Below are 16,653 nucleotides of genomic sequence, written 5' to 3'. Positions count from 1 at the left end.
GATGATTTTCTAAGATAGTTTTCTAGTTTTTATATACCCGCTATATTTCAAGCTATATCTTAAAAGTTATTAGGTATATGTAGATTTTATAATTTTTTGGTCAGAACGTGCGTTTTTCTTCTGGCGTTATACCGCCAAAATCATTAATCGTTTTCCAGGCCACTTGATTGATGTTTTTAATAGGAATATCCCAACTTGCTTGTCCAAAAGGCGGAATCATTCCAGCTGATTGGATTTCATAATTTTTTGCACCATTACCGGTAGATAGCTCAGAAAAAGAAATATAGTAGGGCGTTGGGTTATTAGCGATCAGTTTATGCCCATCAGTTTTGAACTTCAGTTCTTTATAAACCACGCTGGCGTTGTCCACTAAATTGGCTGGACGATAGAATAATTTAAACCGAGATTTCACTGTGATTTGCAATTGGTTTTGTTCTGACTTGTTTGTAGCAGGAATAGATTTGATGTTAAGCCAGAATAAAGATTCTCTGTCATTTGGTAAATTATTTCCAGATTTAACAATGCGTAAAATGTTCTCATTCCCAGCCGTTAATTTAAAAAGCGGGGGGGTGATAATAAAAGGCACTTTAGCTTCATCATGTTCGCCTTGAACCCACGATTGAATGAGATAAGAAATATCAGTTTCTGGATTGTTAATAGAAATGGATGTTTCTTTTTGATCACTAATATAAACAACGCGTGTGCCACCAATCACAACACCTGCAAGGGCAATATTGGTACTGAAAATGTAGATGAAAATAAGAATTAAAATGCGAAAGTATTTCAAAATGGCTGCTCCAAACAATAAATTTTTTCCAATGCACTTTGTTTTTTATTTATTAATAAACAGGCATATTTAGATTGTTTATATATTGTTTTGGCTTCCTTGCCATTAATTCCATTGGTTATAAATTATTTAGTTGATAGTGTTTTATCTAAATAATGCCTTAATTATATGATTAACTTGGTTATCTTAATTATAGATAATAGTGAAGTTAGCTACTGCATCACCCGAACCAGGAGTTACTTTATCAGCTGTCGCTATGTACTTGGCAACAAAATTCATTTCGTTAGTTTTTTGGCCGCTCAATCTCTGAGAACGAGAATTTTCAGCCATATTGATTCTTGAGTTACCGTCATTTTCATAAAGAGCGATAGCGACACCCTGAGCAACACTCTCGCCATTACTATTGTTTAATGCCAAAAGATGACTACTGGCTCTATCCGTTTGACCATCAAATTTTACCTGTGCATGTTTAATATTTGCTGGGCAGTCAGACAATTTTATACTAAAACGGGTAGGGGCGGAGGTGCTATAAGGCCCATTGAATGCATTTGAGCTGATAGTCCCCATATTTACGGTTTGATTAGCTGAGCTTGAATCAACCTTACACGCAGTATCGGTAATCTTTCCCGTAAACTTGATTTGTCCATCGGCAGCGTGTGCTGTGGACATAAATACAGATGATACAAATAAAGATGAAATAAGTAATTTTGTTTTCACTTTTAATACATCCCATCTCAGACGAACTTATTCGACAGAGAAATAAATTATTAAGTTAACGTTAAGGCCGTATATTAATACAGCAAGTGGATTGCTTAGGTTTACATCTGAAAAAAACAATAAATAACAACAGTTCATATTCCCTTATTAACGCATAAGGTAAAGAATATAGTAGCGAGTAATTAACAAAGATTAAAATAATAACTTGACTAATCTCATTATTCAGAGTTTTTAAACTATTAAGCTATCATTAATAGCATTGTTATTCATAAGGTGTAGTTTTTTTTGAATGCTAATGAATTTTTATTCTGTTTTATAAGATTTACTATTAATTGATGATATCCTGTAAAAATAAAGATAATGTAAAACATATATATGTTTGTTAAATATTTTTTTGCTATTTCTTTAACCGAATGTTATCAATTTGTAACCACTGTTTATCAATAGAGTTTTTATATCAATTATTCTTATTATGTCGGCCGTTAAATCTATTCTTAAATTAAATTTATACAATTTTAATCCGCGTAAAGTTAACTTAATATTATTAATTATTGGCAGAAAAAAATATGTTCACAGAAGAATTATCATTTCACCCAAAAATACCGCACTATAAAAATAGAATTAATTCTTATGTATTGATCGCATAATGATCTACATTTATCCATTTAGTTACAACATAAATATTGATATCCAAACAAAAGAAATATGAAACAATAGAGAAAAAATCAAAAACAATTTAAAACGTGATATGTCATTAGTAAGGAGAGGAGAAATGTATTTCTCCTCTTAAACTACCCATTTGGGTGTGAAATAAAAAGCTATTCTGCTTTAGAAAAACAATCTGATGATGTGAATTACTATCAGTGAATTAACAACCACATAGATGGAATCGTTATCAGAAACAGAACCACCATAGCTAGTTTTTCTACTACATTCAAAGGGGGTTTTTCCTGATCTTGTGCGCGTGCATATAAAAAAACCAGTAATCCAGGGGCATATAGAACAACTGATAGCAAAAGATTCATTAAACCAGAAGCATACAGTAACCATAAGCCATAAATACAAGCACCTAAAGCAATAGTGAGTAAAGCACGACTACTACGTTGAAAAGCAACCTTCATTAAAAATGCACCAACAAGAAAGTAGGGTACAAGAATCATCTCTGACGCAATGGAAAGTAATGTATTGTAATTACAACTGCTTAACCAAATTACAATCAAAGAAAGTTGAATTGCGCTGTTTGTGATCCAAAGTGATGACTCAGGTGCTTTTTTGCTGTTTTGTTTCTTAAATACTTTGGGAAATGAACCGTGTAAGGAAGCAATAAATGGTACTTCTGCCGCCATGATTGTCCAACTCAGATAAGCACCACAAACAGAAATGATCAAACCAGCAATAATTACAATTTGACCAGAGTAACCCATTAATTCGACCATCAGCGTTGCCATTGAAGGATTGCGCATGGCTGCTAATTCAGGTCTAGAAACCAATCCTAATGAAAGCAGAGTAATAAGCACATATACCCCTAATGCAGAGATAACAGCCAATACGGTTGCGATGCCAATATCCTTGCGTTTTCTGGCTCGTGCTGAAACAACAATTGCGCCTTCAACACCAATGAAAACCCATAGTGTAATTAACATTGTATCTTTAACTTGTTGCCAAACAGGAACGCCCATTTCAATGCCACTGAAATCAAAAGAGAACACATCCATTTTGAAGGCGATGATGGATAAAATAATAAATATGCCTAATGGTAATAATTTTGCTATTGTAGCCAGTAGGTTGACTCCTGCAGCCGTCTGTACACCACGCAGTACCAGCCAGTGAACAAACCACAATAATATGGATTCACCTATCAAGGATTGCCAAGTATTGCCATCACCAAAGATTACAGATTGTTCAGTATCGGTGAAAAAACTTAATGCGGCAAAAACGATAACTAAATAAGAAACATTGGCAATAATTGCACAGAACCAATATCCCCATGCAGAACAAAATCCAACTAATTCTCCAAAACCTTCTTTTGCATAAGTAAAAATACCGCTATCCAAATCAGGGCGAAGTCGTGAAAGTAAAAGTAAGGAAGTGGCTAAAAAGAGAATACCTATGCCTGTTATTCCCCAACCAATCATTAATGCAGCAGGGCTACCTACCTGCGCCATGTTTTGCGGCAAACTGAATACGCCGGCACCGACCATAGAACTGAGTACCAGTGCTGTCAGAGACGTAAGGCCTAATTTCTTTTCCAAAGATACGTTCCTAAAAATAATATAATCGAGACGATTAGCCAGAACACTTGTCCTGAATATCGAACACATATTGGACATTTATTGCATCCATGCTATGGATTGCAGGAAAGATTTAGTCGATAAATCTAAAAAAACAGGGCGATTCTACGGAGTGAAAGGATTGTATGCAATGGTTGACTATGCAAAAAAACATAAATTTTATGCATAAAATTGTGCTTATCAATAAGAAAACAAATTAAAAATAAGTTTCCGTATGGTGGATTACTGATACAGATAGCGGATGAAGCGCTCAAAAAGCCAACAAAAAGGCACAAATGTTTTTGTGCCCTCTTCATGAACAGCTTAACTAAAAGATTGTGATTATTTGAATAAATCTGCACTGATGGTAACGTTACCACCATTAGACTGCCATTCTCTAGTGATATGGTAGTATTTTGCTTCTTTCTCTGCTGCACGCTTAGCAACCTGATAAGAAACCTCAGGTGCGGTAGTGTAATAACCAGAGAAGGTGATGGAGTCAAATGGAACCATCTGAGCAGCTGACGCCTTATTCAACTCTTGAATTTTTGTGCCATTAGGTAAAGTTACCGTGTAACGTCCACCTTTTGATGACTGGGTTTCAAAAAATCGACCAACCACATTGCTTGTTGAAGTTGAAGAAGCAATACCTGGAATTTCGACTTTCTTAGCTTCTTCTTCACCTTGTGCCAAAGCTTGTCGCCCTGATTCAGAATCGGCCGGAATTACAGCTTCATTAGATTGAACTTTACGTTTTGGCGCATCTTCTTTATAAACATATGCTGTGACTATTTGGTTGCCGCCATTATTTGGTGCGATATCACGAACAATAAAGAAAGATGCTGCATCTTTCTTTTTTGCTGCTTTAGCTATAGCTTCTTTCAGGTCAGGATCAGTAGGGAAATAACCATTTACTGTTACAGTATCGAAAGGTTCCAAAGTGGTTGCTTCTGTCTTAGGTAACTCTTTGATGCCACGATAGATGCGATAATTAGGTGTTTTATCTGCTTTTTCCGCATCTTTATGGTACAAATCGGCTACAACACGTAAATTACCACGTCCATTGAGATCGTCGAGACTTTGGATGTAAAAACTCTCAGCGCCTTTTTTATCCGCCTGACGGGAAACCGCATCAGCAGCTTCATAAATTGCATTAAAACGACCAGTGACTGCGATCCGCTCAAAAGGTTTAAGCTCTGCGGCTTGTTCTGGAGTCAATTCTTTAGCCGCATGTGCAACAGTAATAGTAGTAGTTAAAATAGTAGTTAACGAGAACACCGCAGTAGCGATGATCGTTGTCTTCAGCTTCATAAAAAATCCTTTCGCCTTGCGCATTAAAATATTTATAACGTGCTGAACATTGTTATGCATCACATAGATCGCAATTATTACATGTAATAATGCTAATTGTCGCAAGAAATTATGCCTTCTAAAGAAACGATTACTAATTTGTAGTACATGGCACTGAGAATTTTAATAAATATAGTAAGTTATATAAGCTGAATAATTGTTTACCTTGACAGGTTATTTTGATTTTTCTGACTTTATTATGATAATTCGTTGACATTATTTTTATTACGTTACTATTTTATATTCTATTGATAGGTTTTGCTGATAGCAGAAATAAAATCAATCTAATCGTTAAATAGGCTTCAACAAGGTAATAATCAGCAATATTTCATTCTTAAAGAAGGAAACATTATGCATATTGGTGTACCAAAAGAGCGATTTTCCAACGAAGCGCGCGTTGCTGCCACACCATCAACCGTGGAGCAATTGCGTAAATTGGGATTTAATGTCACAGTTGAGACGGGAGCAGGGCAACTTGCCAGTTTTGATAATATGGCTTATCAAAAAGCAGGGGCTGATATAGCAGAAAGCCACCAGGTTTGGCAATCAGATATCATTTTAAAAGTAAACGCCCCTGAAGATGATGAAATTGCCTTGATGAAAGAAGGTACTACGCTGATTAGTTTTATCTGGCCAGCGCAAAATTCGGAGTTAATGGAAAAACTTGCAGAGCGCAAGATTACTGTTTTGTCCATGGATGCAGTTCCACGAATTTCTCGTGCACAATCTTTAGATGCTCTTAGCTCAATGGCGAATATTGCTGGTTATCGTGCCATTGTTGAAGCTGCCCATGAATTTGGTCGTTTTTTCACAGGGCAGATTACAGCAGCAGGTAAAGTACCACCAGCCAAGGTGATGATTATTGGGGCAGGTGTTGCTGGACTGGCTGCTATTGGGGCAGCAGGTAGCCTTGGTGCGATTGTCCGTGCTTTTGATACACGTCCAGAAGTTAAGGAACAAGTACAAAGCATGGGAGCCGAATTTTTGGAATTGAATTTCAAAGAAGAGGCAGGCAGTGGAGACGGTTACGCAAAAGTGATGTCAGAAGCCTTTATCAAAGCAGAAATGGAATTGTTTGCTGCACAAGCAAAAGAAGTCGACATTATCGTTACAACCGCCTTGATTCCGGGGAAAACTGCACCACGGCTTATTACAAAAGAAATGGTTGATTCCATGAAACCTGGCAGCGTGATTGTCGATCTGGCCGCCCAAAATGGGGGCAACTGTGAATACACGGAGGCTGATAAACTCGTTGTGACACCAAATGGTGTGAAAGTTATCGGTTATACCGACTTGCCCAGTCGCCTACCCACTCAATCATCACAACTTTATGGAACAAACCTCGTCAATTTGCTGAAACTACTGTGCAAAGAGAAAAATGGAGAAATCGTTGTTGATTTTGATGATATCGTTGTTCGTGGTGTCACTGTTATTAAAGCAGGTGAAATCACATGGCCCGCGCCACCGATTCAGGTTTCAGCTCAGCCAGCAACTACCAAACCAACATCAGCAAAAAAAGAGGAAAAACCGACAGAACCCCCCAAATCTCCGTGGCTGAAGTATGGAATGTTTGCGTTAGCGATAATCCTGTATGGCTGGTTAGCACATGTTGCACCGAAAGAATTTTTATCTCATTTTACCGTTTTTGCCTTGTCCTGTGTGGTGGGTTATTACGTTGTTTGGAATGTCAGCCACTCATTACACACGCCATTGATGTCTGTCACCAACGCTATTTCCGGAATTATTGTGGTTGGTGCCGTACTACAAATTGGTGGAGGTGGATGGGTGAGTTTCTTTTCATTCATTGCAGTGTTAATTGCCAGCATTAATATTTTTGGTGGCTTTACTGTCACCCAACGTATGCTGAAAATGTTTCGTAAAGAATAAGGGGTTACTTATGTTAAACGGAATAATATCAAGCGGAATAGTTACAGCAGCATATATTGTTGCCGCCATTTTGTTTATTTTCAGTCTTGCCGGGCTTTCCCGCCACGAAAGCTCCAAACGCGGTAACATTTTTGGCATCGTTGGTATGACGATTGCGTTACTTGCTACTATCTTAGGGCCTGATACGGGTAAAGTTGGTTGGATCATTTTAGCTATGGTTATCGGTGCAGTCATTGGTATTCGCCTCGCCAAAAAAGTCGAAATGACCGAAATGCCAGAATTAGTTGCTATCCTGCACAGTTTTGTCGGTTTGGCAGCAGTTTTGGTTGGTTTCAATAGCTTCATTACCCATGATATTTTCGCTACTCCCATTATGGAAAACATTCACTTGACAGAAGTCTTCCTTGGGGTATTTATTGGTGCTGTAACATTTACCGGTTCGGTTGTGGCATTCGGTAAATTGCGTGGAAAAATATCTTCCAAGCCATTGATGTTACCACACCGACATAAACTTAATTTGGCAGCATTGATTGTCTCTCTGATATTAATGTTAACTTTTATAAAAACAGAAAATGTTGGCTTACAAGTTTTCACCTTACTGGTGATGACAGTCATCGCACTCGCTTTTGGCTGGCATTTAGTTGCTTCCATTGGTGGTGCGGATATGCCTGTCGTTATTTCCATGCTGAACTCATATTCAGGCTGGGCAGCTGCGGCGGCAGGTTTCATGCTAAGTAATGACTTGCTAATAGTCACTGGTGCTTTAGTGGGCTCTTCAGGAGCAATTCTTTCTTATATTATGTGTAAGGCGATGAACCGTTCCTTTATCAGTGTCATAGCGGGTGGTTTCGGTACAGATGGTGCTTTATCCAGTGATGAACACGATATGGGAGAGTATCGTGAAACAACGGCGGAAGATGTTGCTGAATTGCTGAAAAATTCCACATCAGTAATCATTACACCAGGCTACGGCATGGCAGTTGCACAAGCGCAGTATCCTGTTCATGACATCACAGCGAAATTGCGTGATAAAGGTATCAATGTTCGCTTTGGTATTCATCCTGTTGCGGGACGTTTGCCGGGACATATGAACGTGCTGCTTGCAGAGGCTAGAGTTCCTTACGATATTGTCTTGGAAATGGATGAAATTAATGATGATTTTTCTGAAACCGATACAGTTTTAGTCATCGGAGCAAATGACACCGTAAATCCGGCTGCTCAGGAAGATCCTTCAAGCCCTATCGCCGGAATGCCAATATTGGAAGTTTGGAAAGCCCAAAACGTCATCGTGTTTAAGCGCTCTATGAATACAGGGTATGCCGGGGTACAAAACCCATTATTCTTCAAAGAGAATACACAAATGCTGTTTGGCGATGCTAAAGGGAGTGTAGAAACAATTCTTCGCGCTTTATGACTGCTATGTCTAATATGTCTAATATGTCTAATAGATTTTGAGCCTTCTAAATAACCAAGAGCTTCATGTTATAACACGAGGCTCTTTTTCATTATATTTCCATAACATGGAATGCTATTTATATTCTTCATCTTTTAATGTACAACACACTCAACAAAATATAGACGTTATAACGAGTCAGATTATCCGTTACCTCAATGCTGGAATAGTTGACAGATAGACTATCTATAAAACTTTATCTTTATAAAACATACAATTACAGTCTATTGAGAATATTTAATTTATTCTACTTATTAAAATATACATTTGAAAAAGTAAGATTTATTGAATAAGATAGTGTGGAGTTAAATTGCCGTAATTTTTACGTAACTCAATCAATAATACGCGCTCGAGGTGAGCAAAAAACAAACCATCAGGAATAGGAATAGGAAAATGGAAATGTCTGTTCCGTTTAAACTCTATCTATGGATTATGTTTTGGCGAATTGCAGACATTGAAGTCGGGAGATAGCTTTGAACAACCATAATCAAAATAACCACGAAAATAACGGTGATAAAAAATCACTTATTGTGCTGACCGACTCTCAACAAGAACAGGGTATGTTGATGTCGTTATCTGCATCTGGAAAACAAATATACGACAATCCTGCAATTGCATATCTTGTCAGTCTTGGATCGAAACGTAGTCGCCAAACTATGAAATCATTTCTGGATATCGTGGCAAAAATGCTGGGATACCAAAATGTACAAGATTGCACTTGGCACGCACTTCGTCGTCATCATGTTCAAGCAATTATGGAAATGCTTTCAGATTCAGGTAAAGCGCCCGCAACAATTAATACTTATCTTTCTGCGTTGAAAGGCGTTGCATTGGAAGCATGGACAATGAAACAACTCGATACCGACTGTTTTCAGCATATAAAACAAGTGCGATCTGTCAGGGGAAATAGGTTACCAAAAGGCAGGGCACTTGAACGTTATGAAATAAAAACTTTATTTTTTACTTGTGAAAATGATATCAGCACAAAAGGATTACGTGATGCAGCTATCATTGGTGTGCTTGTTGGATGCGGACTTCGTCGTTCAGAAATAGTTTCACTCGACATGAAACACATTATTCGTCGCGAGCAAGCGTTAAGAGTTATGGGAAAAGGTAATAAAGAACGGTTATCCTATATGCCGGAAGGAACATGGGAACGTTTAACTCGTTGGATAGATGAAGTACGCGGGGATCATTCAGGCCCACTTTTTACCCGAATTCGTCGCCATGATGATGTAACTGATAACCGTTTGTCAGACCAAGCAATTTATCACATCCTTGAGTCACGCAGGATAGAAAGTGGGCTGGAAAAATTTGCGCCACACGATCTGCGTAGAACATTTGCATCAGCTATGTTAGACAATGGTGAAGATATCGTAACCGTCAAAGATGCGATGGGGCACTCAAGCATCACCACAACCCAGAAATATGATCGCCGAGGAGATGAACGTTTAAAGAATGCAGCCAGAAATCTCAATTTTTGATAAAGCAGATAACCTTTATTCTATTTAATCATTTTTACCAATTTACTAAAACAGAGAGTTTTTTCATTTATCCTAAAAAGCTCCTAATATAGGAGCTTTTTAGTTAATACCCATCTGTAATTTATCTATCAACAAGCCCTTATCACTTATTAATCACGGTTCAACCCCGTTACTCTTCTTCTACCTTGATCGGGCAAACAAACCCATCAGGTTTTATAGCCAACAAATCACATTTAAGTCGATAGATAACATGTTCTGCTGTATTACCAATAAACGCGGCTGACAGCCCAGTTCGTCCAAGAATACCTAAAACAACTACACCTGCATTTAATTCATCACATATTTCAGGAATTACTTTTTCTGGTACACCTTCATGAACGTGGGTTTGCTTTTCATCAATATAAAATTTCTGTCGTAATTCTTTCATGGCGATCAAATGTTGACCGCGCAATGCTTGGTTATATACATTCGGGTCAAAGTCAGGCAGCTCAGTTGCTATGTTTAAAGGCGCGACCGGATAAGCGCTGACAAGATGAATCAAAGGATCTTTTACAATTCGGTTGGCAAGGTCTTGCGTTTCACGTACTAATTTTAGATTCAGTTCATTATGGTAAGGTTCTTCGTTGGATAAATTAACAGCGACAGCAGCAGAACCATTTTCTGGCCATACTTGATCTTTTACCATCCAGACCGGGCAAGGGCACTTACGTAACAAGTGCCAGTCAAGTGGAGTAAAAATCATGGATTCCAACCGAGAGTGTTGATGTGCCATTTTCAATAATAAGTCATGATTTTCAGTGATAATTTCTTGAATGATGGCTTCATAAGAACGGTTATTCCAAACCACTTTGATCTCAATATCAATGCCTGATTCGAGATAATAATGGGCTTGCTGTTTTATCCAAGCGACTCGTTGGCCTATTACACCTTTTCGCATTGCACTTCTTTCTTCCGGAGAAAGTAAAGTGGTCATTTCATATGAAAGGTCATAAATAGGTAAAAACGCTTTAATTCTCCCCCCATTACGTTGCACGATATAAACTGCGCGTCTTAATGCGGGTTGATCATCCTGATTGGGATCAATTGCAACCAAGAGGTTTTGGTAGTTTGCCATATTGAGTTCCTCGCAGAGTCTGGATGCCTCTCTCATATAGAAAGATAAACCAATATAAGCAACTATAACAGGCTAAGGGTATGCCAGATCAGCAAAATATAGTGATCTGGCTTAAAATTTAACTAACGTTGATACACATTAGCTGGAGCCTTTCCTGCCAACTCAGCCAATTTATCCATATTTTCGACTGCGATATACTTGCCTTTGACAGCCAAGATATCATTTTTCTGGAACCGGCCAAGTAGGCGACTAATTGTTTCAACAGTCAAGCCTAAATAATTACCAATGTCACCGCGTGTCATGGTAAGGCGGAATTCACGAGGAGAAAAACCACGCTGTGCGAAGCGGCGTGACAGATTGTAAATAAAGGCAGCCAGTCTTTCTTCAGCATTCTTTTTGGAAAGCAGCAATATCATTTCTTGGTCGCTTTTAATTTCCCCACTCATTAGACGCATCATCTGTTGGCGAAGATTAGGCATTTTCCCAGAAAGGTCATCCAATGTTTCAAATGGGATTTCACACACCATTGATGTTTCCAATGCTTGGGCAAAACTTGGATGTTCAGTATTTATGATGGCATCAAATCCAACTAAATCACCAGCAAGATGAAAACCTGTAATTTGTTCGTCACCTTCTTCAGTAATAGTATAGCTTTTTATAGTCCCAGAGCGGATGGCATAGAGTGATTTCAGCGCATCACCAGCCTTAAATAACGTTTGTCCTTTCTGAATAGGTTTCTTACGCTCAATAATATTATCAAGCTGGTCAAGTTCATGTTCATTTAAGGTGAAAGGAATGCAAAGCTGGCTAATGCTACAATCCTGACAGTGGATTGCACAACCACCAGATTGAATCCGACGAATAATACGTTTTTCCGGGATCATAGGAGATGCTCATGAGAAGTGATTGATATGCGTAAATTTAACATATTTAGATTGTTCTGATAAGAGCTAGGTACGCCCATTAATCACGGTATTTATCATCACTAAGCAAAAAAGTGAAATTTTTTTGGATTCATTTCGAATTTACATAACATTTTAGTTACTAAATATAATATATTAAACAAAATGAAATTTAATTAATAATATATGGATTTAATCGGCGTAGATGATGTTGTCATAGATCTTTATTGTATGACAATTACTTACGTTAAAAGCGCCTTAAAATTAAGAATGCTTTCATAATGCTTATATATTGTTGAAATGGCAGTCTAAACTTACTCTTTTAGGATGAAAAGAGATAATTCATTGATTAGATGTAAGAAATTATATTTTGATTGGAGAGGTTTTCATGTTTATCGCTGAAGTGATCAATCGATACACATTTTTTATTATGTGAAATGTATGATAAATAATTCATACTATCTCGATTGATTATCCTATTCTTTTCGCTTTTAGTTCCATATATAACAGAAGCTGTGACGTTGTCACAGCTTCTGTTATATATGGAAATCACTATTTTTATTATTTACTACTTTTATTATTTTATAGTTTTTCTGCTGCATAGTTTACAAAGAAATATTTATAGTAAAATACTATAAGATATTATTCTCATTTTTTTGTGGTAGTGCACAAATTTAAAGTTAATTATTAACTTATTATTAATATTCTAAGAACTATGTTTTATATATATAAAATAGATTGATTAGACATATGTTGCAGAATGTTTTTTACGCAACGTTCGAAAATCAAACAAAGTATTTTCAGTTAGTTATTGTGGGTGTTTTATCACTGTCGCAAGACATTCGACATTAAAACAGAAAATCAAAACAAATTATTAATAAATTTTTAATTTACGACAAAAACAAAGAACCAACTAAAAGGTTGTGTGATTATGACTAAGCCATTTCATCCGAATTTAAATGTAAATGCGTTATTTTTAGGTCCAAAATCAGAGAACGCTGTTTTTTTTAGAGAGATGATGGATTATGCGGTTAGCGAACATATGCATTGGCGATCAGGTTTTCACCCTGAAGATACTACTTTAGTTACATCCGTTGATCGCTACGAACATAACTATAGAGAAACACTTTATCGCACAGAAGGGATCTTAAACCAGCTATCTGCAAAATTGAAAAACTCATCTATTCCTTTTTTCTCCCCCCGTTACCTCGGTCATATCAGTAGTGATACCTTAATGGTTTCTAATCTTGCCTACGTTATGGCCATGATGTACAACCCGAATAACTGTAGTTATGAAGCTTCCCCGACAACAACAGAGCTAGAGCTTGAATCAGGATTAGATCTCTGCCGCATGTTTGGCTATAACCCTCAACAATCTTGGGGACATATTACTTCTGGTGGCACAGTGGCTAATTATGAAGGAATGTGGGTAGCCAGGAATTTAAAAACATTGCCTTTTGCAATATCTCAACATCCTAAAGCCAAAGATCTGGTCAGCCATAAGACATCTCGGCAATTAAAAAATATGCCAACCGCTGAAGTTTTGGATTTGATTACCGAACTGAAAAAACGTGGACTCTTTAATGAAATTCGCGATATGACATGCCGTGGTACGGGAGTTAAAGAGGAAATTTTGGGCAAATTATTGGTTCCACAATCCAAGCACTATTCTTGGATGAAAGCCGCAGATATTTTCGGAATTGGTCAGGGAAATATTATTCCACTGCCTGTAAATGAAAATTACCAAACTAACGTTGCTCAAATGAGGAAAATCACCTTTGAATTAATTGAGCAAGGTGAACCAATTCTGGCAATGGTTGCTGTAGTAGGAACAACTGAAGTTGGCGCAATTGATCGGATTGATGAAACCATTGCGTTGAGGAAAGAATGTGAAGAACGTTATGGCGAATCATTTTATATTCACGTTGACGCTGCCTATGCGGGATATGCGTGTTCCATGCTTCTGAATGAGCAGGGAGAATTTATAGAATATGATGAGCTGGCCAGTTACTACCAGTCGGTAGGGATCATGCCAGAAAATACCAGTTGGCCTAAACCAGAAGTTTACCAGAGCTTCAAGGCATTGAAAGAAGTTGACTCAATTACAGTAGATCCGCATAAAGTTGGTTTTATTCAATATGCAGCGGGTGCCATCTGCATGAAAGACAAGCGTATCCTCGACCTGATCTCTTCTCATGCAGCGTATGTATTCGAAGATAATAATGATAAAAAGACTACCGTAAATCGGGGAGTACTTGGCTCATCCATTATGGAAGGTTCAAAATCAGGAGCAACAGCAGCGGCACTTTGGGCTGCTCATCGTTTATTGCCTTTGAATATCAATGGGTACGGAAAAGTCATTGCTGCTGGTATTGTCACAGCACAAAGGTTATTGAATAAATTGGCAAATTTACCGCCAATAGAAATCGGTAAATATCGATTTGAAGCGCATATTTTTCCATCTCCTGATTTTCATATGATCAACTTTACATTCAAAGAAATCGGTAATGACAGCCTGAGCAATCATAATGCTCTCAACAAGCGTCTATATGAACTTTGCTCATATTCCACAGGACGTGCTTATACCAACGATTTTCTCACATCATCAACTATATTGAGTTATAAAGAATATGGTGATACGCCTTGGCATTATGCGGAGAAATGTGGTTTTAACCGTAGTGAATGGGAAGAGATTCGCAGTATCTATGTATTACGCGCTGCGGTAATGACTTACTGCTTACGCGATGAAGAGCACTTTGAAGAGTTCTGGGAACAGCTTCAAGCTATCTTTGTCAAGAAATTGGACCAATTTGTTGATGAAGAAGAGAAAAAAGAACGGATAAATTTGGGTCAGAAAGTACCATTTATGGGTTGATAAACAAAAATTAGAACATTAATTAACCAAGTTTTTTTAGATTGAAAAAATAATAAATTACTTATAATGAGCCTATGAAAATAGGCTCTTTTTACTATTAATTATTTGTATTACTCTTACGTTAAATTTTGTTAAAAATAAAAAATTTTAACTAATAAAATTTGAAAATAGCATTATCCAAAAAGGTTTTTATTTAACCAATAATTTTTAATTACCTTAACTGATGAGCCATTGAGTTATCATCTTCTCCTGAAATACCAAAACATCTTCAATACATATAAATATATGAAATAAATTTCATATATTTAATTTACTCCTATGAGGTTTATAAATCTTTCATTGGTATTTATTGAAGATGATTAATTGTAATAAATATGAGGGATTTTCATGCCGTTTACGATAAAACCTTTCAGAAAGCATTTTGGTGCTTATGTTATCTGTGAAAATGTTTCTGAGATATCAAATGAGGATTACATTACTCTAAAATCACATCTATCCACTTATGGTTTGCTGATTTTTAATAATCAGAAAATGAATGATGAGGATCTTGTCAGCTTTGCCCAACATATAGGAAATGGAAAACTTGAAGAACCAGCCCGGAAAGTCTCTCTATCAGATAACCGGAAATATATCGCTTATTTAACCAACTTACGTGATAGCAAAGGGGAACAATTAGGTTTTGCTGGTAATGAAACAGATTTTTGGCATTCAGATCAAGAGTTTCGCATCAATCCAGCTTCCGTCAGCATACTTTACAGTGAAGTTGTGAGATGTCAGGGGGGAAATACTTCTTTTGTTTCCACTGCTGTAGATCATCTGGAATTTACCCCTGATGAGCTTTCAATATTAAACAAGTTGTGGTCAACCCGCCAACCTGCGGCTTCACACGACAATGCTCCTCGTATCACAGTTGCTCATCCCGTGATAATTGAAAATGTACGAACAAAGCAGCAATATATTTATGTCAGTGAAAACACTATGGAATTTCTTGATGATAATCAGCTCCTGATAAATTCAAAAGAGCTTAAAGAAGCTATCCTAGAAAAAATATTATCACCAGAAAACATTTACTCACATCAATGGAGTGAAGGTGATTTACTTTTGTATGATAACAGTCAACTCTTGCATCGTCGTGAATTTTTTACCGGAGATAGATTTATTAAGGCATTAAAAATTTATCCAGATACTTCTTATCAAAATAAAATACCCGGCCGGGAAATAATGGATACCTAATATGTATATAGGAAAAGAACAGGAAAAATTTATTAAACAATTAGTCAGGAAAAGTAACGAAGCATATAGCAACGAGCATAAACTCAAACCCGCAGAGCCAATGTTGATAAGAGCAGGAGTTGCTGGAGGATTGCCATTTAATAGTTTAACTACTGATGTTGTAACAGGATGCTTACCAGAAAGTATGGCTTGTTATGGAATGTGTTTTTCTGCTGTTTCCAGTTGGGAAAATGGTATTGATTTTGGTAAGCGAGTCGTTAATCAATTGGATGAAACTATTTTTCTCTCTGATCTTCATACCTTGCCTCATTCACAAAAGTACATCAGGTGCGGATGGAATAGCGATCCATCATGGAATTGGCCCATATCTGCACGAATGAATGAATTGGCACGGGATATGGGGTTATTGATGATATTTATCACCAAAGCCTTCTGTAAAATGCCAGATAACATTATGCAACGCTTAATTATGGCTGAGGCAGAAGTTAGGGCAAACGGGTCTAAATTGAACAGTTAGTTCAGTGATGTGCCTTCAGTACATAAAGGTAGGAACATTGATGATCGTTTGTGATTTACAATCC

At 37.1% G+C, this 16,653-nt stretch carries 12 protein-coding genes; 6 read left to right on the top strand and 6 right to left on the bottom strand.

Going from position 1 to position 16,653, the window contains the following annotated elements; translation table 11 throughout:
* Nucleotides 1-100: 100 nt before the first annotated feature.
* The 4 genes from BM135_RS08505 to ydgH all read right to left on the bottom strand — a co-directional run bounded on the left by BM135_RS08505 (nt 101) and on the right by ydgH (nt 5,085).
* The gene (locus BM135_RS08505) at nt 101-805 is read right to left on the bottom strand and encodes a fimbrial biogenesis chaperone (RefSeq protein ID WP_245737339.1); all 705 of its coding nucleotides are present in this window, start codon (nt 803-805) and stop codon (nt 101-103) included.
* Between the two features lie 168 nt (nt 806-973).
* The gene (locus BM135_RS08500; RefSeq protein ID WP_092519329.1) at nt 974-1,504 is read right to left on the bottom strand and encodes a fimbrial protein; all 531 of its coding nucleotides are present in this window, start codon (nt 1,502-1,504) and stop codon (nt 974-976) included.
* A gap of 860 nt (nt 1,505-2,364) precedes the next feature.
* A complete protein-coding gene (locus tag BM135_RS08495; protein WP_175486035.1) occupies nt 2,365-3,756 on the bottom strand; it encodes a basic amino acid/polyamine antiporter in 1,392 nt (463 codons plus the stop codon).
* A gap of 360 nt (nt 3,757-4,116) precedes the next feature.
* The gene (gene ydgH / locus BM135_RS08490) at nt 4,117-5,085 is read right to left on the bottom strand and encodes a DUF1471 family protein YdgH (protein WP_092519327.1); all 969 of its coding nucleotides are present in this window, start codon (nt 5,083-5,085) and stop codon (nt 4,117-4,119) included.
* Nucleotides 5,086-5,475: 390 nt separating this feature from the next.
* On the opposite strand from ydgH, the gene pntA reads away from it, so the two are divergent.
* The 3 genes from pntA (at nt 5,476) to BM135_RS08475 (ending at nt 9,948) form a co-directional block, all read left to right on the top strand.
* Nucleotides 5,476-7,011: a Re/Si-specific NAD(P)(+) transhydrogenase subunit alpha gene (gene pntA, locus BM135_RS08485; RefSeq protein WP_092519326.1), complete on the top strand. Its 1,536-nt coding sequence runs from the start codon at nt 5,476-5,478 to the stop codon at nt 7,009-7,011.
* Between the two features lie 25 nt (nt 7,012-7,036).
* The gene (gene pntB / locus BM135_RS08480; RefSeq protein ID WP_092519373.1) at nt 7,037-8,425 is read left to right on the top strand and encodes a Re/Si-specific NAD(P)(+) transhydrogenase subunit beta; all 1,389 of its coding nucleotides are present in this window, start codon (nt 7,037-7,039) and stop codon (nt 8,423-8,425) included.
* Nucleotides 8,426-9,024: 599 nt separating this feature from the next.
* Nucleotides 9,025-9,948: a tyrosine-type recombinase/integrase gene (locus tag BM135_RS08475; RefSeq protein ID WP_245737342.1), complete on the top strand. Its 924-nt coding sequence runs from the start codon at nt 9,025-9,027 to the stop codon at nt 9,946-9,948.
* 169 nt (nt 9,949-10,117) lie between these two features.
* On the opposite strand, the gene uspE is transcribed toward BM135_RS08475, so the two are convergent.
* Together uspE and BM135_RS08465 are read right to left on the bottom strand one after the other, a co-directional pair.
* Nucleotides 10,118-11,062, bottom strand: a complete 945-nt coding sequence (gene uspE / locus BM135_RS08470; protein ID WP_092519324.1) for a universal stress protein UspE — start codon at nt 11,060-11,062, stop codon at nt 10,118-10,120.
* A 122-nt stretch (nt 11,063-11,184) separates the two neighbouring features.
* Complete coding sequence (locus BM135_RS08465) at nt 11,185-11,946, bottom strand: fumarate/nitrate reduction transcriptional regulator Fnr (RefSeq protein WP_092519323.1); 762 nt, start codon at nt 11,944-11,946, stop codon at nt 11,185-11,187.
* A 949-nt stretch (nt 11,947-12,895) separates the two neighbouring features.
* Between BM135_RS08465 and BM135_RS08460 the strand changes: the two genes are divergently transcribed.
* The 3 genes from BM135_RS08460 (at nt 12,896) to BM135_RS08450 (ending at nt 16,589) form a co-directional block, all read left to right on the top strand.
* Nucleotides 12,896-14,839, top strand: coding sequence for a pyridoxal phosphate-dependent decarboxylase family protein (locus BM135_RS08460; protein ID WP_092519322.1), 1,944 nt, complete (start codon nt 12,896-12,898; stop codon nt 14,837-14,839).
* 387 nt (nt 14,840-15,226) lie between these two features.
* A complete protein-coding gene (locus BM135_RS08455) occupies nt 15,227-16,072 on the top strand; it encodes a TauD/TfdA dioxygenase family protein (RefSeq protein ID WP_092519321.1) in 846 nt (281 codons plus the stop codon).
* A 1-nt stretch (nt 16,073) separates the two neighbouring features.
* Nucleotides 16,074-16,589, top strand: coding sequence for a hypothetical protein (locus tag BM135_RS08450; RefSeq protein ID WP_175486032.1), 516 nt, complete (start codon nt 16,074-16,076; stop codon nt 16,587-16,589).
* Nucleotides 16,590-16,653 lie beyond the last annotated feature (64 nt).

This window comes from Xenorhabdus japonica, assembly GCF_900115195.1.
GTDB classification, from domain to species: domain Bacteria; phylum Pseudomonadota; class Gammaproteobacteria; order Enterobacterales; family Enterobacteriaceae; genus Xenorhabdus; species Xenorhabdus japonica.
The sequence above is the reverse complement of the archived record's forward strand: the minus strand, read 5'-3'. Positions and strand labels throughout refer to the sequence as shown.